General features: G+C 68.5%; 14 protein-coding genes. 13 read left to right on the forward strand and 1 reads right to left on the reverse strand.

The window, feature by feature from the left end; genetic code table 11:
- Both A5698_RS14400 and modA read left to right on the forward strand, forming a co-directional pair.
- Nucleotides 1-354, forward strand: a 354-nt coding sequence (locus A5698_RS14400) for a TLP1 C-terminal extension domain-containing protein (RefSeq protein ID WP_502688927.1), incomplete at its 5' end; no start/stop codon positions are given.
- 8 nt (nt 355-362) lie between these two features.
- The gene (modA, locus tag A5698_RS14405; RefSeq protein ID WP_068297982.1) at nt 363-1115 is read left to right on the forward strand and encodes a molybdate ABC transporter substrate-binding protein; all 753 of its coding nucleotides are present in this window, start codon (nt 363-365) and stop codon (nt 1113-1115) included.
- Here the strand turns inward: modA and A5698_RS14410 are convergent, their stop codons facing one another.
- Complete coding sequence (locus tag A5698_RS14410; protein WP_067087063.1) at nt 1116-1964, reverse strand: LLM class F420-dependent oxidoreductase; 849 nt, start codon at nt 1962-1964, stop codon at nt 1116-1118.
- Nucleotides 1965-2360: 396 nt separating this feature from the next.
- On the opposite strand from A5698_RS14410, the gene A5698_RS14415 reads away from it, so the two are divergent.
- From A5698_RS14415 to A5698_RS14465, 11 genes are all read left to right on the forward strand, one after another.
- Nucleotides 2361-3932 carry a glycosyltransferase gene (locus A5698_RS14415; protein WP_231967405.1) on the forward strand — a complete coding sequence of 524 codons (1572 nt, stop codon included), beginning with the start codon at nt 2361-2363 and terminating at the stop codon, nt 3930-3932.
- Nucleotides 3929-6601: a glycosyltransferase family 39 protein gene (locus A5698_RS14420; protein ID WP_068297986.1), complete on the forward strand. Its 2673-nt coding sequence runs from the start codon at nt 3929-3931 to the stop codon at nt 6599-6601. Before A5698_RS14415 ends, A5698_RS14420 begins: the two co-directional genes overlap by 4 nt.
- Nucleotides 6598-7782 carry a glycosyl hydrolase family 8 gene (locus tag A5698_RS14425; RefSeq protein ID WP_231967406.1) on the forward strand — a complete coding sequence of 395 codons (1185 nt, stop codon included), beginning with the start codon at nt 6598-6600 and terminating at the stop codon, nt 7780-7782. The genes A5698_RS14420 and A5698_RS14425 overlap by 4 nt, the downstream gene beginning before the upstream one ends.
- A 42-nt stretch (nt 7783-7824) precedes the next feature.
- Entirely contained in the window at nt 7825-8955 is a 1131-nt protein-coding gene (sfnG, locus tag A5698_RS14430; protein WP_068297989.1) for a dimethylsulfone monooxygenase SfnG, read from the forward strand.
- A 51-nt stretch (nt 8956-9006) separates the two neighbouring features.
- Nucleotides 9007-9873 carry a DUF5336 domain-containing protein gene (locus A5698_RS14435; RefSeq protein ID WP_068297992.1) on the forward strand — a complete coding sequence of 289 codons (867 nt, stop codon included), beginning with the start codon at nt 9007-9009 and terminating at the stop codon, nt 9871-9873.
- A 71-nt stretch (nt 9874-9944) separates the two neighbouring features.
- Nucleotides 9945-11378: a cell division protein PerM gene (locus A5698_RS14440; protein ID WP_068297995.1), complete on the forward strand. Its 1434-nt coding sequence runs from the start codon at nt 9945-9947 to the stop codon at nt 11376-11378.
- 10 nt (nt 11379-11388) lie between these two features.
- Nucleotides 11389-12018 carry a phosphoribosylglycinamide formyltransferase gene (gene purN, locus A5698_RS14445; protein WP_068297998.1) on the forward strand — a complete coding sequence of 210 codons (630 nt, stop codon included), beginning with the start codon at nt 11389-11391 and terminating at the stop codon, nt 12016-12018.
- A complete protein-coding gene (gene purH, locus A5698_RS14450; RefSeq protein ID WP_068298001.1) occupies nt 12015-13580 on the forward strand; it encodes a bifunctional phosphoribosylaminoimidazolecarboxamide formyltransferase/IMP cyclohydrolase in 1566 nt (521 codons plus the stop codon). The genes purN and purH overlap by 4 nt, the downstream gene beginning before the upstream one ends.
- 51 nt (nt 13581-13631) lie before the next feature.
- Complete coding sequence (locus tag A5698_RS14455; protein WP_068298076.1) at nt 13632-14294, forward strand: hypothetical protein; 663 nt, start codon at nt 13632-13634, stop codon at nt 14292-14294.
- 91 nt (nt 14295-14385) lie between these two features.
- Entirely contained in the window at nt 14386-15768 is a 1383-nt protein-coding gene (locus tag A5698_RS14460; RefSeq protein WP_067087201.1) for a sigma 54-interacting transcriptional regulator, read from the forward strand.
- On the forward strand, nt 15761-17737 hold the full coding sequence (locus tag A5698_RS14465; protein WP_068298004.1) for a vWA domain-containing protein: 1977 nt from the start codon (nt 15761-15763) through the stop codon (nt 17735-17737). The genes A5698_RS14460 and A5698_RS14465 overlap by 8 nt, the downstream gene beginning before the upstream one ends.
- The last annotated feature ends 9 nt before the right edge of the window (nt 17738-17746 follow it).

Genomic DNA, 17746 nt, shown 5'->3' on the forward strand with positions numbered 1-17746 from the left:
GTTGGCGCCAACGGCGGCACGATGAGCAAGTATTCCGTCGGCATCTATTCGACGCGGCCGGTCGACTGGCGCACCGATGACAGCAAACGCCTCAGCGCCGACGTCGCGGCACTCCCGGTGGTTCCGGTGACCGAGCGTCCGGAAGGGCGCGCGACCATCGAGACCTATTCGGTGCGCTATGACTGGCCGGTCCGCACCGGAATCATCGTCGGCAGGCTCGATTCGGACAACTCGCGGTTCCTGGCGATCTCCGAGAACGAGGAGCTCGTCGCGTTGATGTCCGACGGCGACCCGCTGGGCGCGGCGATCACCGTGCGCCCGGATGAGAAGGTCAACCGCGCGAGTTTGGCCTGAGCGCAGGAGTGCCAGCCGTGAGAGCGCTCTCCCTTCTAACCGCACTCGTTCTCACGTTGGCCGTCGGCTGCGCGAAAGAGCCGGCGGCTGATTCGCTGATGGTGTTCGCCGCTGCGTCGCTGAGGGCGACGTTCACCGAGATCGGTGCGCAGTTCGAACGGGACCACCCCGGGACCCGGGTGGAGTTCTCCTTCGCCGGGTCCTCGGACCTCGCCACCCAGCTGACGCAGGGTGCACAGGCCGATGTGTTCGCCTCCGCGGACACCGCCAACATGGACAAGGTCGCCACGGCGGGGCTGCTCGCCGGCACCCCGGTGAACTTCGCATCGAACACGCTGACGATCGCAGTGGCGTCGGGAAACCCGGGGAACGTCAACACGATTCGTGATCTGACCCGGCCTGGCATCAGCGTCGTCGTCTGCGCCCCGGCGGTCCCGTGCGGGTCGGCGACACGGAAGGTCGAACAAGCCGCCGGTGTCGAGCTGTCGCCGGTCAGCGAGGAGTCGTCGGTCACCGACGTGCTGAACAAGGTGACGAGCGGTCAGGCCGACGCCGGAATCGTCTACGTCACCGACGCGCGGGAAGCGGGTGCGCGTGTCACCGCGGTGCCCATTCCTGAAGGCGCCGACGTGGTCAACGTCTATCCGATTGCCCCACTGAAGGACTCGGTGCACCGCGACCTCGCTCTGGACTTCGTCGACGCGGTGACCGGCGAGGGGGGACAGCGGGTGCTCGCCGAAGCGGGCTTCGGTGAGCCCTGATCAGACCGATGCGGCCAGCTTGCCTGCCAACCGTTCGACATAGGCGGCGACGTCGTCGGCGGACTTGTCAGGGAGGCCGAAGAGCACTTCGGTGACACCGAGATCGGCCCAGCGGGCGAGCTTTTCGGGATCGGGCTTGAAATCGAGGGCGACGATCTGCGGTGCGCCGTCGCGTCCAGCGGCCGCCCAGGTGTCCTGTAGCAGCTTGACGGGTTCGTCGATGTCGAAGTCGCGTGGGGTGGTGATCCAGCCGTCCGCCGAGCGGGCGATCCACTTGAAGTTCTTCTCGGTGCCCGCGGCGCCGACCAATACCGGGATGTGAGATTGGACGGGCTTGGGCCACGCCCAGCTGGGACCGAAGTTGACGAACTCGCCCTCGTACGACGCCTCCTCCTGGGTCCACAGCGCCCGCATCGCTTCCAGATATTCGCGCAACATGGTGCGCCTGCGGCCCGGCGGGACGTTGTGGTCGGCGAGCTCGTCGGTGTTCCAGCCGAAGCCGACCCCGAGGCTCACGCGGCCACCCGACAGATGGTCGAGCGTGGCGATCGACTTCGCCAGCGTGATCGGGTCGTGCTCCACCGGCAGCGCCACCGCGGTCGACAGCCGGACCCGCGAGGTCACTGCCGCAGCCGTGCCGAGGCTCACCCAGGGATCGAGCGTGCGCATATAGCGGTCGTCGGGCAGCGACTCATCGCCCGTCGTGGGATGCGCGGCCTGCCGTTTGATCGGGATGTGCGTGTGTTCGGGCACGTAGAACGTGGTGAATCCGTGGTCATCGGCCAGCTTGGCAGCCGCAGCGGGGGTTATTCCGCGATCGCTGGTGAACAGAACGAGCCCGTAGTCCATGCCCAGAATTAGAACGTGTTTCAGTCTAAGGGGCAAGCATGGGTCCATTTCGGCTCTCATTGATCGGCCGCACCGGCGTTTCGAGGCCCGCTGGCCGACGGGGCCGGTGCCTCCTCATCGCGTCGCAATTGCGGGTTGAACAGGTCTAACGCGAACGCTTGAAATCACTTGTTCCCGCGTCAATTACCTTGTTTCGCAAACTCTTTCGACGGCGACGTGACGCACTGCGCGTAACGGGCGCATGCGCCGGGGCGACATGCACAGAGATAGCGCTCTTGTTCGAGATGCACGAGAGAGCTGGTTCAGAGGTGTTCGCCGTGCCGGTTCTCAGTACGCAGCGGCACCTCCCGTCGAGGTTGCGATGGGCGCAGGTGTCGCCAGACTTTAGGCGAGAAAATGCCCCGCATAACCCGTGGCGGCGCCGCGTTCGGCGCCGTCGTGTTGATATTCGCCGCGTTCGTGGTCTTCGGTGGCCATTGGTTCGGCGGCGACGACGAATCCGGTGGGCCGCCGTCGGTGCCTGCCGGCGACACCGCGGTGACCCAGTCGGGGCCCGCGCCCGCCCAGCCGGACAGCCGCTCCGTCGGCGCGTCGGGTGGCGCGTTGCCTCAGGCGGACGGCGTGCAAGCCGCCTCCGGCGATGACGGTCAGGCGGCACCGCTGCCGCCGCCGCACCGCAACGACCCGCTGAGCCTGGCCGACATCGTGTTGTTTGTCGTGATGGGGTCGGTGTCGTTGCTTTTGTTCGTGATCGCCGCGACGACGCTGTGGTGGATGCTGCACGCATGGCACAGCCCAGAAGCGTTGTCCGGGACAGGTTTTCGCCGTCGCTCGGCCCACCGGCCGTGGTCGTTCTCACTGTTGCTGCCCGCCCGCCATGAGCAGGATGTCCTCGGCGACACCATCGATGCGTTGGCCCGGCTCGATCACCCCGCTTACGAAGTGATCGTCATCATCGGACACGACGATCCCGAGACCGAGCGTGTGGCCCGGGCGGCGGCCGCGCGGCATCGGCGCACCGTCCGCGTCGTCATCGACGACAACATCCCGAAGAACAAGCCCAAGGCGCTCAACACCGCGTTGCCGGTCTGCCGCGGTGAGGTCGTCGGCGTGTTCGACGCGGAGGACGACGTCCATCCGAGCCTGCTGCGGCTGGTCGAGGCCCGATTCGAAGAGTCGGGCGCCGACGTCGTCCAGTCGGGCGTGCAGTTGATGAACGTGCGCACCAGTTGGTGGTCGCTGCGCAACTGCCTGGAGTACTACTTCTGGTTCCGCTCCCGTCTTCACTTCCACGCCGAACAGCGGTTCATTCCGCTGGGCGGCAACACCGTGTTCGCGCGAACCGCGCTGTTGCGAGCCGTCGGCGGATGGGATCGCAACTGCCTGGCCGAGGACTGTGAGATCGGCGTTCGGCTCTCCACCCGCGGCGCGCGCGTCGCGGTGGCCTATGACCCCCGTGTGGTCACCCGCGAGGAGACACCGGGCTCGGTTCGGGCGCTGGTCAAACAACGCACGCGCTGGGACCAGGGCTTCATGCAGGTCTATCAGAAGGGCGAATGGCGCAAGCTGCCGACTCGGCGCCAACGCCTGCTTGCCCGTTACACGCTGGCGATGCCGTTCCTGCAGGCCGCCACGGGCGCGTTGGTCCCTATCGCCATCGTGTGCATGTTCGTCCTCAAGGTTCCCGTGCCGCTGACCCTGCTGACATTTCTGCCGCTGGTGCCGACGATGGTCACCGTGGCCGTCGAGGCCGCCGCGCTCGGTGAGTTCGGCAAGGAGTTCGGCGTGCGTATTCGGCTCTGGGACCACGTCCGCCTGGTGCTCGGCGCCTTTCCGTACCAGCTGCTGCTCGCGGCCGCGGCGGTGCGGTCGGCGTGGCGGCAGAGCCGCGGACAAGGCGGTTGGGAGAAGACCGAGCACGCCAACGCTCACCGCGCGGTCGGTCGAGAAGAGCGGATCGCGGCATGATTCGATCGATTCGACTCAACCCCTCGATTCCTATCGTCGTCGCGTTGATGGCGCTGACCGCCGTGTTGCGCGCGATCAACATCACGGGTTCCCCGACCCGGCTCGATGACGAAGGCACCTATGTCGCACAGGCTTTCGCGGTCGTGCAATGGGGTGAGCTCGCGCACTACACCTATTGGTACGACCACCCGCCCGCCGGCTGGCTGCAGCTGGCGGCGTGGATGGTGATCACCGGCCCGGGTTTCGGTGGCAATGCCGTTGTCGCGGGCCGCTTCCTGATGGTTCTCGTCGCGGTGCTCACTGCCGGGCTGCTGTGGTTACTGGCACGTCGCGTCGGCCTGTCCCGCTGGGCAGCCACGCTGGCCGTGACGATCTTCGCCCTCTCGCCGCTCGCGATCTCCCTCGGCCGCTCCGTCTATCTGGACAACCTGGCCGTGGCGTGGGTCCTTGGTGCGCTGGTCCTGATCTGCTCACCGCGCCACCGGCTTTCGGCGATGTTCGGCGCGGCGGCCTGTTTCGGCGTCGCGGTGCTGACGAAGGAGACCATGCTGCTGCTGGTGCCGATGGTGGCATGGCTGGTGTGGTGCAAGACCGTGCCCGCGACCCGACGGTACGCGTTGGCGGTCTTCGGCGCGGTCTCCGTCCTGGTGGTCAGTACCTACGTCGTGATGGCCGTCATTCGGGGTGAACTCGTGCCAGGCCCGGGCCACGTGAGCCTGTGGGACGGCATCAAGTTCCAGCTGTGGCAACGCGAATCCGGAGGAGCGCTGGGCGATCCGGACTCGCTGAAGCGGCACACGATCGATGAGTGGTTGCGCCTGGATCCGGTGCTTCCGCTGCTCACCGCGCCGATTGCACTGGCCGCTCTGCTGATCGAGCGTCTGCGGCCGTATGCGGCCGGGCTGCTGATCCTGGTTGTCATGGTGGTCCGACCGGGTTACCTGCCCGTGCCGTTCGTGATCGCAACGCTGCCGCTGACCGCGATGCTGGCGGCCGGACTGGCACAAGAAGCCGTCAGCCGCCTGAAGCGCAGCGGACCGCAGCCCGTGAGGACCGGCGGTTGGCGGCGTACAGCGTCGAGCCTGGCCGCTGCCTTCGGCGTTTCGATGGTGGTCGCGCTCTGGCTTCCGGGCCACGGGCAGGTGTTGGCGAGCAATGACGATGCGTCGTTACAGCGGGCGCAGCAGTGGATTTCGCAGAACGTCTCCAGGAAGGACCGGCTCATCGTCGACGACGCGCTCTGGGTCGACCTTCTGCGGGAGGGCCGCGACCGCCACAACGTGGTGTGGTCGTACAAGGTGGACACCGACGAACAGGTCCAGAAGCTGGCACCCGCCGGCTGGGCCGATTACGACTGGGTCGTGTCGACGCCGTCGATGCGAGCCGACATGCCCGATCAGGGTGTGCTGACCGATGCGATCGCACATGCGCATCCGGTGGCCACGTTCGGGGACGGTGGCAAGAAGGTCGACGTGCTCCGCGTCGACGACGGCGCGCAGGCATCGAGTCCCGCGCAACCGGCGGCACCGGCGTTCGGGGTACAGGTGGCCGCGCGCCTGAATGCCGGATCGGATCCCGACGCGGTCGCAACCCTGCAGTCGGCCACCGTCGATCAGCGTGTCGTCGCCGCGCTGGCGGTGATCACCGCGACGCAGCCCGTCGCCCTCGAGGGCGTCACCTCTATCTCCGCGGAGCGGACCGCCGGAACACCCGAAAGGGAATTCACGATCGGTGGTTCACCGGAGCGGCTGCGGACAGTCGCCGCCTTCCTCGACCGGCAGGAGAGCCCCTTCGCGGTCGAGTCGGTCGCCCTGCGCGACGGACGGCTGACGGTCCGTTTTCCCGCCAAGGCAACGAACATCGGTCTCGGCGGAAACGCAGCGCCGGTGCCCGAAGGTGCGGGCTCGGTCCGGGTGAGCGACATGCGACGGGGCTCGGAGCCGGACCGCGTGGAATTCGTGCGCATCGATGGCGGTCCCGGCGGCTCGATTTCGTTGGGCGACAGGCCGAATCCCACCGAGTACCGCAGCATCGCCGCTGGCACTTATGTGATGACTACGGTTGAGGAGCGCACCGGCACCGTGAAGATGCGCCAGGCCTTCACGGTCTCACCGGGTGCCTCGTACACGCTGGGATTGTTCTCCGCTGCGGAGTCGTCGGAGGTGGCCGCGCAGCTCGCGCCCGACGGTGGGCCTTCGCCCGAGCCGACGGTCCGACTGATGCACGCCGCCGGGGCGACCGGCCCGGTCAAGCTGGCGCTGACCTCGGCCGCGTCCGAACCAACCGTGCTGGCGGACAACGCTTCCTACGGTCTGATCACCGGCTACCTCCCTCAGCCGCCGGGTGCTCACGAGGCAGTGATCACCGTCGACGGCAGAGAATTCCGGCGGCCCGTTGTACTCGCCGACGGCGCGCCCACGACGCTCGTGCTCACGGACGGGCCCGACGGGCCGGACCTTCGTCAGGTGCGCGATGTGCCCGCCGAGTCGGCGCCGCTCGACCCGCCCGACGTGGCGATCCCCGCGGCCGAACTGCCGCCGGACAAGACGCCGTCGAAACCCGTCGGGGTCAACGACCCACGGCAGCAGGCGATCCCGCTCGTGCTGTGTACAGCCGTGATCGCGGGCGCCGTGGTGCTGGCCGTACGAGCCCGAAGGAGTCGACAGTGATTCGCTTACGCACGGTGGCCGTGAAGGTCCTGATGGTGGTGACCGTGGTGGCCGGCGGGTGGGGCGTCGCACACGCGGCGGATCCGCGCGTCTCGCAAACCGACATCGGCACCATGCGACAGGCGGCCGCTCGCCAGGCCGGACAAGACTTCCTCGACCGCTACGTCGAAGACGACGGACGCGTGGTACGCCGTGACGAGGGCGGCGACGTGGTCAGCGAAGGCCAGGCGTACGGCATGTTGATCGCCGCCGCGCTGAACGACGAGGACCGGTTCCGATCGATCTGGGACTGGACGAAATCACAGCTGCGCCGCCCCGACGGGCTTCTGTCCTGGCGGTGGGCGGACGGCAGGGTGGTCGACGCCAACAGCGCCACCGACGCCGACCTCGACGCGGCGCGCGCCCTGGTGCTCGCGGGCGGCCGGTTCGATGCGCAGGAGTTGGTCGACGCCGGTAAGCGGCTGGGCGCCGATGTCATGCGGGCCGAAACAGTCCCGGTCGGCTCCGCCGCGCCGCCGCCGGGCGACGTGGCTCCGCCGGGGCAGTGGCTCGTCGGTGGTGGCCTGACGACGGTCGCGGGCAACTGGGCGACCACGCCCCCGCACGCGATCGACCCGGGTTACTTCAGCCCTCGCGCCGAGGACGAACTCTTCCGGGCCTCCGGTGACCGGAGGTGGCTCGAGATCAGCCGCACCCAGCGAACGCTGAGCTGGCAGTTGGTCGGCGTGGACCGGCTGCCGCCGGACTGGGCGGCCGTGAACCCGGCCGGCCATGCGACGCCGATCGAACCGCCCGGCGGAGGACCCGTGAATTTCGGCCTGGATGCCGCACGCCTTCCCGTCCGCTTCGCTGAGTCCTGTGATGCCGATGACCGTGCTCTCGCGGCATCGATGCGCGAGCAGATCGCGGCGCCCGGGAACCCGCCTGCGGTGCGCAATCTCGACGGGTCGACCGCCGGAGAGTGGCAGCATCCCCTGGCACTCGTCAGCGCCGCCGCCACCGAGACCGCCGCAGGAGAGGCGGACGCGGCGGCGGCGCGCCTCGACCAGGCCTCGGCGTTGCTGCAGCGCTATCCGACCTACTACGGTGCCGCATGGGTGGCCCTCGGCAGGATCATGCTCGCGACGGACTTGCTGGGCGAGTGCCCGCAGGGCGGGGCGCGTTTCCTTCAACGTGATTGATACCGGCGACGTGCGAGGCCCGCGCTGCTGTCATGTCAGACCATGACGACCGAACGCATTGCCGATCATGTGAAGTTCGCCTACTGGGTGCCCAACGTCAGTGGTGGGCTGGTGACGAGCGATATCGAGCAGCGCACCGATTGGAACTACGAGTACAACGCCAAGCTGGCGCAGACCGCGGAGAACAACGGGTTCGAATACGCGCTGAGCCAGGTGCGCTACGAAGCGAGCTACGGCGCTGAGTACCAACACGAATCGACGAGCTTCTCGCTGGCGTTGTTGCTGGCCACGCAGAAGCTGAAGGTGATCGCGGCGGTGCATCCGGGGCTGTGGCAGCCGGCGGTGCTGGCCAAGCTGGGCGCCACCGCCGACCATCTCAGCAACGGTCGCTTCGCGGTCAACGTGGTGTCGGGCTGGTTCAAGGACGAGTTCACCCACCTGGGCGAACCGTGGCTCGAGCACGATGAGCGCTACCGCCGCAGCGCCGAGTTCCTGCAGGTGTTGCGCAAGATCTGGACCGAGGACGACGTCGATTTCCGCGGCGACTTCTATCGCATCCACGACTTCACGCTCAAACCCAAACCGCTCAACACTCCGGAGCGTCCCAACCCCGAGTTGTTCCAGGGCGGCAACTCGACCGCGGCACGGCGCAACGGCGGCCTGTACGCCGACTGGTATTTCTCCAACGGCAAGGACTTCGACGGGGTGACCGAGCAGATCGTGGACGTGCGTGAGCACGCTCGCGGGGCGGGCCGCGAAGTCCGGTTCGGGCTCAACGGATTCATCATCGCCCGCGACACCGAAAAAGAAGCGAAAGACGTCCTGCGCGAGATCATCGCCAAGGCCAACAAGCCGGCCGTCGACGGGTTCCGCGCCGCGGTGCAGCAGGCGGGCAACTCGACCGGGGACAAACGCGGTATGTGGGCCGATTCGACGTTCGAGGACCTGGTGCAGTACAACGACGGGTTCCGCACGCAGTTGATCGGCACGCCCGAGCAGATCGCCGAACGCATTGCGGCGTACCGCAAACGCGGTGTCGATCTGATCCTCGGCGGGTTCCTGCACTTTCAAGAAGAGATCGAGTACTTCGGCGCGAAGGTGTTGCCGCTGGTCCGCGAAATCGAACGGTCCGAACAGGACAGCGTGGGCGAACCGGTGCTGGTCTCGGCATGACCGCTGTGCGCTAGCGTGGTTTTCAAAGCCCGCCCGAGCACAGGAGAGGTCATGTCGTACCCGCAAGGACCGCCCGGCAGCCCCGGATACCCGCCCGCGCAGCAGCCGACCACCCAGTTCTCCGCGCCGACGCAGCAGTTCGGCAGGGCGCCGGAGGCGTCGCCGTCGACGACCGACGCCGCGAACAAGCTGCCGACGTATCTGGCCATCGCCGTGGCTCTGCTGGGCCTGGCGGTGTACTTGTCGAGCTTCGCGCCGCTGTTCACCATCTCCGCGTCCGACTTCCCGGGGCTGGGCAGCATCAGCGGAAGCTCGTTCGGTCTGGTGCTCGCCGTCGCGACATCGCTCGTCGCCGGGCTGCTGGCCGGGACGACGCTGTTGCCGAGACACGGCGCGTCGACGGCGGTGTACGCAGTGCTCGCGGTCGCCGCGTTCCTGCTCATCATCGCCGAGGTGATCAACCGCCCGAGCGGCGCCGCGATCGACTGGGGCCTGTACCTGATCATCGCCTTCTCGCTGTTCCAGGCGATCATCGCGGTGGCAGCACTGCTGTTCGAGTCGGGCATCATCACCCCGCCCGCGCCGCGGCCGAAGTACGACCAGTCCTACGGACAGCAGTACGGCTCCCCGGGCCCGTATTACGGCCAGCAAGGCCAGCAGCATCACGGCGGACCCCAGCAGCAGCACCGGGCGGGATATCCGTCGACGTATCCGGGCGGTTATCCGGGCGGTCCGTCGACCGGCGGTTTCCCGGGAGCGCCGCAACAGGGCCACCAGCAAGGCCAGCAGGGCCAGCAGGGCCCCCCGACACCGCCGACCGGGTTCCCCGCGTACGGCCAGCCGCCGTCGTCTCAGCCGACGACTCAGACTCCGGCGCAACCGTCGCCCTCCTCGGAGTCGGGTCCGCCGCCTTCCTGAGGTGAGCCAGTAGTCTGAGCCGCGCGTGCGTCACCGCAGCACGGCAGCCTGACTGAGGAGCGGCTCAACCAGTGGATCAACGGCCAGTCGGCGCACGCCAGGCGCGTGAGCTCCTTCGGGTCGCGTTCGGGCCGTCGTTGGTGGCGCTCGTCATCATCGCGGCTGTCGTGCTGCTGCAACTGCTGATCGCGAACAGCGACATGACCGGCGCGCTCGGCGCGATCGCCAGCATGTGGCTCGGCGTGCACCTGGTGCCGGTGTCGATCGGCGGCGCCGAGCTCGGCGTGATGCCGTTGCTGCCCGCCCTCGCGATGGTGTGGGGCACCGCGCGTACGACGGCCGCCGCCACCAGCCCGAACGGTTCGTGGTTCGTGACGCGCTGGGTGGTTGCCTCGGCGCTGGGCGGGCCGTTGTTGATCGCCGCGATCGCGCTGGCCGTGGTTCACGACGCCGCTTCGGTGCTCACCCAGCTCCAGACCCCGCACGCATTACGTGCCTTCGGCGGCGTGCTCGTCGTGCACGCGATCGGTGCGGCGGTGGGCGTCGGCTCCCGCCTGGGCAGGCGGCTGATGGCCGACGCTTCGCTGCCCGCCTGGCTGCCGGACGCGTTCCGCGCCGCGGCCGCGGGCGTGCTCGCGTTGGCGGGGCTCTCCGGCGTGGTGATGGCCGGATCGACGGTCGTGCACTGGTCGACGATGCATGATCTCTACTCGATCACCGACTCGATGTTCGGTCAGCTGAGCCTGACGGTGCTATCGGTGCTGTACATCCCGAATGTGCTGGTCGGCACGGCGGCGGTGGCGGTCGGGTCCAGCGCGCACGTCGGGCTCGCGACCTTCAGTTCGTTCACGGTGTTCGGCGGCGACATCCCGGCACTGCCGATCCTGGCGGCGGTGCCGACGCCGCCACTGGGGCCGGTGTGGGTGGCGCTGCTCATCGTCGCGGCGGCCGCGGCGGTGGCGGTGGGGCAGCAGTGTGCGCGACGCCCCGTTCCACTCGGCCAGGCGCTGGCCAAGCTCCTCGTCGCGTCCGCTCTGGCGGCGCTCACCATGGCCCTGCTCGGCTATGCCGGCGGTGGGCGGCTGGGCAACTTCGGCGACGTCGGAGTGGACCAGGCGACGTTCGGGCCCGCGGTCTTCCTGTGGTTCGCCGGAATCGGTGCGCTGACCGTGGTGATGGCGGGCGGCGTTGCCCGAAGGCCGAGGGTCCCCAAGGCCATCCTCGAGGATCACGTCGAGGACTACGACGACGCCGACGGGGAGCCCGAACCCGAGGACGTCGGACCCGGGGACGTCGAGCCAGTAGACGTCGAAATCGTGGAGCCCGAGCCCGAGGACGTCGAACCCGAGGACGTCGAACCCGGGCCCGCCGACGAAGAGCCCGCTGGTGCGCCGGACACCGAAGCCGCCGGTCGGGTCGAGCCGCGGCCGAACCCGAACGACGTCGTCGAGGACCCCGAAGAGCACTTCATGGCGGACGACGACGGCCCGCCGGGCACCCATTAGGCTGCCAGGCGTGCAGCAACCCCTCCGCGTACCGCCGAAGGTTCCTGCACGGGTCGTCGTGCTGGCGTCGGGCACCGGTTCGCTGCTGCGTTCGCTGTTGGATGCCACTGCGGGCGAGTACCCCGCATCGATCGTCGCCGTCGGTGTCGACCGCGACTGCCCGGCGGTCGACATCGCCTCGGCCGCCTCGGTTCCCTCCTACAGCGTGCGGCTGCGCGACTATTCCGACCGGGAGGCGTGGGACGTCGCGATCACCGAGGCCACCGCTGCGCATGAGCCCGACCTGATCGTATCCGCGGGATTCATGAAAATCCTTGGACCGCATTTTCTTTCGCGGTTCATGGGCCACATCATCAACACGCACCCCGCGTTGCTGCCCGCCTTCCCCGGCGCGCACGCGGTGGCCGACGCGCTCGCGTACGGCGTCAAGGTGACCGGCTGCAGCGTGCATCTGGTCGACGCGGGAACCGACACCGGGCCGGTGTTGGCGCAAGAGGCGGTACCCGTCCTCGACGACGACGACGAGGCGACGCTGCACGAACGGATCAAAGTCGTCGAGCGGCGACTTCTGGCGGAAGTACTTGCCGCGGTGGCAGTCCGCGGCGTGACCTGGACCGGACGAAAGGCGACATTGGGATGACCGAGGGCAAGCGGCCGATTCGGCGGGCGCTGATCAGCGTCTACGACAAGACGGGCCTCGCCGATTTGGCCCGCGGCCTGCACGAGGCGGGCGTCAGCATTGTATCCACCGGGTCGACAGCGAAAACCATTGCCGCAGCAGGTGTCCCGGTGACCCCGGTGGAAGAGGTCACCGGCTTCCCCGAGGTGCTCGACGGGCGCGTCAAGACGCTGCACCCGCATGTGCACGCCGGCCTGCTCGCCGATCAGCGCAAACCCGAACACGTCTCGGCCCTGAGCGAGCTGGGCGTCGAGGCGTTCGAGCTCGTCGTGGTCAACCTGTATCCGTTCGCCGAGACCGTCGCCTCAGGCGCGACCATCGACGAATGCGTCGAGCAGATCGACATCGGCGGCCCCTCCATGGTGCGGGCCGCCGCGAAGAACCACCCAAGCGTCGCAGTGGTCGTCGACCCGCTGGGATACGACGGCGTGCTCGCCGCGGTCCGCGCGGGCGGATTCACCCTCGATGAACGAAAGAGGCTGGCGTCGCTAGCGTTTCGGCACACCGCGGAGTACGACGTCGCCGTCGCGTCCTGGATGGGTTCGGTGCTGGCGCCGGAGCGGTCGGAGAGTCCCCTGCCGGGCTGGGTCGGCGCCACGTGGCAGCGCAGCGCCGTGCTGCGGTACGGCGAGAACCCGCATCAGCAGGCGGCGCTCTATCGCAACGACGCCGCGTGGCCGGGCCTGGCGCAGGCCGAGCAGTTGCACGGCAAGGAGATGTCCTACAACAACTACACCGACGCCGACGCCGCATGGCGGGCCGCCTTCGACCACTCCGAGATTTGCGTGGCGATCATCAAGCACGCCAACCCCTGTGGCATCGCGATCTCGTCGCAGTCCGTTGCGGACGCGCACCGCAAAGCCCACGAATGCGATCCGCTGTCGGCGTTCGGCGGGGTGATCGCGGCCAACACGGCGGTATCGGTCGAAATGGCCGAGACCGTCGCCGACATCTTCACCGAGGTGATCATCGCGCCTGCCTACGAACCCGGCGCCGTGGAGGTGCTGACCCGAAAGAAGAACATCCGGGTGCTGGTGGCCTCCGAGCCACAACCCGGCGGCACCGAGTTCCGCCAGATCAGCGGTGGGCTGTTGGTTCAGCAGCGCGACGAGTTCACCGCCGACGGCGACGATCCGCTCAACTGGACGCTGGCCACCGGTGAGCCGGCCGATCCCGCGACACTGGCGGACCTGAAGTTCGCGTGGCGCGTGTGCCGGGCGGTGAAGTCGAACGCGATCGTCGTCGCCGCGGACGGCGCCACCGTCGGCGTTGGTATGGGCCAGGTGAACCGCGTCGACGCGGCAAGGCTCGCGGTGCAGCGGGCCGGCGACCGGGTACACGGCGCCGTCGCCGCCTCCGACGCGTTCTTCCCGTTCCCCGACGGCCTGGAGGTGCTGACCGAAGGCGGCGTGAAGGCGATCGTCCACCCGGGCGGTTCCGTCCGCGACGATCAGGTCACCGAAGCCGCTGCCAGAGCGGGTATCTCGCTGTACCTCACCGGTGCGCGTCACTTCGCGCACTGATGTCTGACTGAACTCGGCCTAAGACGGCCGGAGGCCGTTATGTTGCACACCATGGTTTCTGCGTCGCGTGCCGTAACGCTCGTGTTGGCGGCGACGACGGTCCTGATTGTCTCGTGCACCAGGGTCGTCGACGATGCCCGCGCGGTCGCCGGGGCCGACCTGATCGCGGCGGCCGACTCCGGCGGGGCCGACTCGTCACAGTGCGAAACCGTCGACGAGCCGCTGACGACGATTCCGGCCAGGAACGACAACGAGCCGGTGATGAAGATCCCCACGCCCCCGGGATGGGAGCGGACCACGCTGATGGATTCGGAACTGATCCGCTTCGCCATGCGCAACGACGAGCTCACGTCGCAGGGATTCACCCCGAACGTCGTGGTCACCCTGGAGAGCGCGCCGGGGGCGCAGGACGCCAACCTGGTGTTCACCAACATGCGCGATGCGCTCGAATCGGGCATCGGCGCGACGGATGTCCGTGTCAGCGAGCGCACGCTGTGCAGGATGCCCGCCAGGATGTTCGACTACCGCATGCCGACGATGGGGAACGTGGCGCCGCATCCGGCCGTCGCACTCGGCGCGGTGATGCGTGCCGAGGGCAAGACCTTCGCGGTCAGCGTCACCGCCCAGACGCTCGATCCCGATGACCCGACGTATCAACGGGACAGCACGGCCATTCTCGACGGGTTCCAGCTGTTGCCGCCGTCGGCGGGTTGAGCTGCCGCCAGCGTGCGGAAAATCTGACGAAACAACGGCGTCGACCATCGGGGGACACGCACCGTCGCGGGACAAGTCGTAGCGTGGAGTGGTGACTCAACCCCAAGATCTACCCCGCACCGTCGGCGAGCTGAGGGCCTCCGGCCATCGCGAACGGGGCGTCAAGCAAGAAATCCGGGAAAATCTGCTGGCCGCGTTGGCGGAGGGACGTGACGCGTGGCCCGGGATTCTCGGCTTCGAGGACACCGTCATTCCGCAGCTCGAGCGGGCGCTGATCGCCGGCCACGACGTCGTGCTGCTCGGCGAACGCGGCCAGGGCAAGACGCGCCTGCTGCGCGCGCTGACCGGCCTGCTCGACGAGTGGACGCCGGTGATCGCCGGCTCGGAGTTGGGTGAGCACCCGTACAGCCCGATCACCCCCGAGTCGATCCGGCGTGTGGCCGACTCGGGTGACGATCTGCCGATCGCCTGGCGGCACCGTAGCGAGCGCTACACCGAGAAGCTGGCCACCCCCGACACGAGCGTGGCCGACCTGGTCGGCGACATCGACCCCATCAAGGTGGCCGAGGGCCGCAGCCTCGGCGATCCGGAAACCATCGCCTACGGGCTGATCCCGAGGGCGCACCGCGGCATCGTCGCGATCAACGAGCTGCCGGACCTCGCCGAGCGCATCCAGGTCTCGATGCTCAACGTGATGGAGGAGCGCGACATCCAGGTGCGCGGCTACACGTTGCGGCTGCCGCTCGACGTGCTCGTCGTGGCCAGCGCCAATCCGGAGGACTACACCAACCGCGGCCGGATCATCACGCCGCTCAAGGACCGGTTCGGTGCCGAGATCCGCACGCACTATCCGCTGGAGCTCGATGCGGAGGTCGGCGTCATAACGCAGGAAGCGCACCTTGCCGCCGAGGTTCCCGAGTACCTGATCCAGGTGCTGGCCCGGTTTGCGCGCTATCTGCGTGAGTCGCGCTCGATCGACCAGCGCTCCGGGGTCTCGGCGCGCTTCGCGATCGCCGGGGCCGAGACCGTCGCGGCGGCCGCCCGTCACCGGTCTGCGGTGCTCGGGGAGCAGGAGTCGGTGGCCCGCGTGGTCGATCTGGGCTCGGTCGTCGACGTGCTGCGCGGCAAGCTCGAGTTCGAGACCGGCGAGGAGGGCCGCGAGCAGGCGGTGCTCGAGCATCTGCTGCGCCGGGCCACCGCCGACACCGCGCAGCGGCTGCTGGGCGGTATCGACGTAGGACCGCTGGTGGTCGCGATCGAGAACGGTTCGGCCGTCACGACCGGAGAGCGGGTCTCGGCCCGCGACGTGCTGGCCGCGGTTCCCGAGGTGCCCGCGATCGCCGAGATCCAGAAGCGGCTCGATGCGACGACCGACGGACAGCGGGCCGCCGCGGTCGAGCTGGCGCTCGAGGCGCTGTATCTGGCGAAGCGGATCGACAAGGTGTCGGACGAGGGCGAAACGACTTATGGCTAGACACGTCTCGCGGTATTCGCGATACACCGGCGGGCCCGACCCGCTGGCGCCCCCGATCGACCTGCGCGAGGCGCTCGAGCAGATCGGTCAGGATGTGATGGAGGGCAGCTCGCCGCGGCGGGCGCTGTCGGAGATGTTGCGCCGCGGCACCAAAAACATGCGCGGCGCCGACAAGCTCGCCGCCGAAGCCAATCGTCGTCGCCGGGAGTTGTTGCAGCGCAACAACCTCGACGGCACGCTGGCCGAAATTAAGAAGCTCCTCGACGATGCGGTGCTGGCCGAGCGCAAAGAGTTGGCCCGTGCGCTCGACGATGACGCGCGGTTTCAGGAGATGCGCATCGAGAACCTGCCGCCGTCACCAGCCAAAGCCGTGCAGGAACTCGCCGACTACGAGTGGCGCAGCCCCGAGGGGCGCGAGAAGTACGACCAGATCAAGGATCTGCTCGGTCGTGAGATGCTCGACCAGCGCTTCGCCGGGATGAAGGAGGCGCTGGAGAACGCCACCGACGAGGACCGTCAACGTGTCAACGAGATGCTCGACGACCTCAACGACTTGCTCGACAAGCACGCCAAAGGCGAAGACACCCAAGAAGACTTCGAGAACTTCATGAACAAGCACGGCGAGTTCTTCCCGGAGAACCCGCGCAACGTCGACGAACTGCTGGACTCCCTGGCGCAGCGCGCTGCGGCCGCTCAGCGGTTTCGCAACAGCCTGAGCGCGGAGCAGCGCGCCGAGCTGGATTCGTTGGCGCAGCAGGCATTCGGCTCGCCGTCGCTGATGAACGCGCTGAACCGCCTCGACGCCCACCTGCAGGCCGCACGGCCCGGTGAAGACTGGACCGGCTCGTCGAACTTCTCCGGCGACAATCCGCTGGGCATGGGGGAGGGCGCGCAGGCGATGGCCGACATCGCCGAACTGGAGCAGCTGGCCGAGGCGCTGTCGCAGAGCTACGCCGGCGCCACGATGGAGGACGTCGACCTCGACATGCTGGCCCGCCAGCTGGGCGAGGACGCCGCAGTCGATGCGCGCACGCTGGCCGAGCTCGAGCGGGCCCTGATGGACCAGGGTTTTCTGGACCGCGGATCCGACGGGCAGTGGCGCCTGTCGCCCAAGGCGATGCGCCAGCTCGGGCAGACCGCATTACGGGATGTGGCGCAACAGCTTTCGGGACGGCACGGGGAGCGCGACACTCGCCGCGCCGGCGCGGCGGGTGAGCTGACGGGCGCGACCCGGCCGTGGGCATTCGGTGACACCGAACCATGGAACGTGACGCGCACCCTCACCAACGCGGTGCTGCGTCAGGCCGGGACCGGCGTCGCCGAGCGTCCGATTCGCATCACGGTGGAGGACGTCGAGATCTCGGAGACGGAGACGCGGACCCAGGCGGCGGTCGCGTTGCTGGTCGACACCTCGTTCTCGATGGTGATGGAGAACCGGTGGTTGCCGATGAAGCGCACCGCGCTGGCGCTCAACCATCTCGTCTGCACGCGCTTCCGGTCCGACGCGCTGCAGATCATCGCGTTCGGCCGCTACGCACGGACCGTGACCGCCGCCGAACTCACCGGCCTGGAGGGCGTGTACGAGCAGGGCACCAACCTGCACCACGCGCTGGCGTTGGCCGGGCGGCACCTGCGCCGTCACCCCAATGCCCAGCCGGTGGTGCTTGTCGTCACCGACGGCGAGCCGACGGCGCACCTCGAGAGTTCGGCGAACGACGACGCCCGTTCTGCTGTGTTCTTCGACTATCCGCCGCATCCGCGGACGATCGCCCACACGGTGAAGGGCTTCGATGAGGTCGCCGCGTTGGGGGCGCAGGTGACGATCTTCCGGCTCGGCAACGACCCGGGGCTGGCGCGGTTCATCGATCAGGTGGCGCGCCGGGTCGAGGGGCGCGTGGTGGTGCCGGACCTCGACGGGCTGGGCGCCGCGGTCGTCGGCGACTATCTGCGATCGCGCCGACGCCGCTGAGCAAGGATG

This window comes from Mycobacterium sp. E136 (genome assembly GCF_001666865.1).
Classification (GTDB): domain Bacteria; phylum Actinomycetota; class Actinomycetes; order Mycobacteriales; family Mycobacteriaceae; genus Mycobacterium.

Excerpts from the sequence above, each read along its gene's own strand:
- A5698_RS14410 (WP_067087063.1), bottom strand. The coding sequence starts at position 1,964 with ATGGACTACGGGCTCGTTCTGTTCACCAGCGATCGCGGAATAACCCCC.
- A5698_RS14415 (WP_231967405.1), top strand. The coding sequence starts at position 2,361 with ATGCCCCGCATAACCCGTGGCGGCGCCGCGTTCGGCGCCGTCGTGTTG.
- A5698_RS14420 (WP_068297986.1), top strand. The coding sequence starts at position 3,929 with ATGATTCGATCGATTCGACTCAACCCCTCGATTCCTATCGTCGTCGCG.
- sfnG (WP_068297989.1), top strand. The coding sequence starts at position 7,825 with ATGACGACCGAACGCATTGCCGATCATGTGAAGTTCGCCTACTGGGTG.
- A5698_RS14435 (WP_068297992.1), top strand. The coding sequence starts at position 9,007 with ATGTCGTACCCGCAAGGACCGCCCGGCAGCCCCGGATACCCGCCCGCG.
- purH (WP_068298001.1), top strand. The coding sequence starts at position 12,015 with ATGACCGAGGGCAAGCGGCCGATTCGGCGGGCGCTGATCAGCGTCTAC.
- A5698_RS14455 (WP_068298076.1), top strand. The coding sequence starts at position 13,632 with ATGGTTTCTGCGTCGCGTGCCGTAACGCTCGTGTTGGCGGCGACGACG.
- A5698_RS14465 (WP_068298004.1), top strand. The coding sequence starts at position 15,761 with ATGGCTAGACACGTCTCGCGGTATTCGCGATACACCGGCGGGCCCGAC.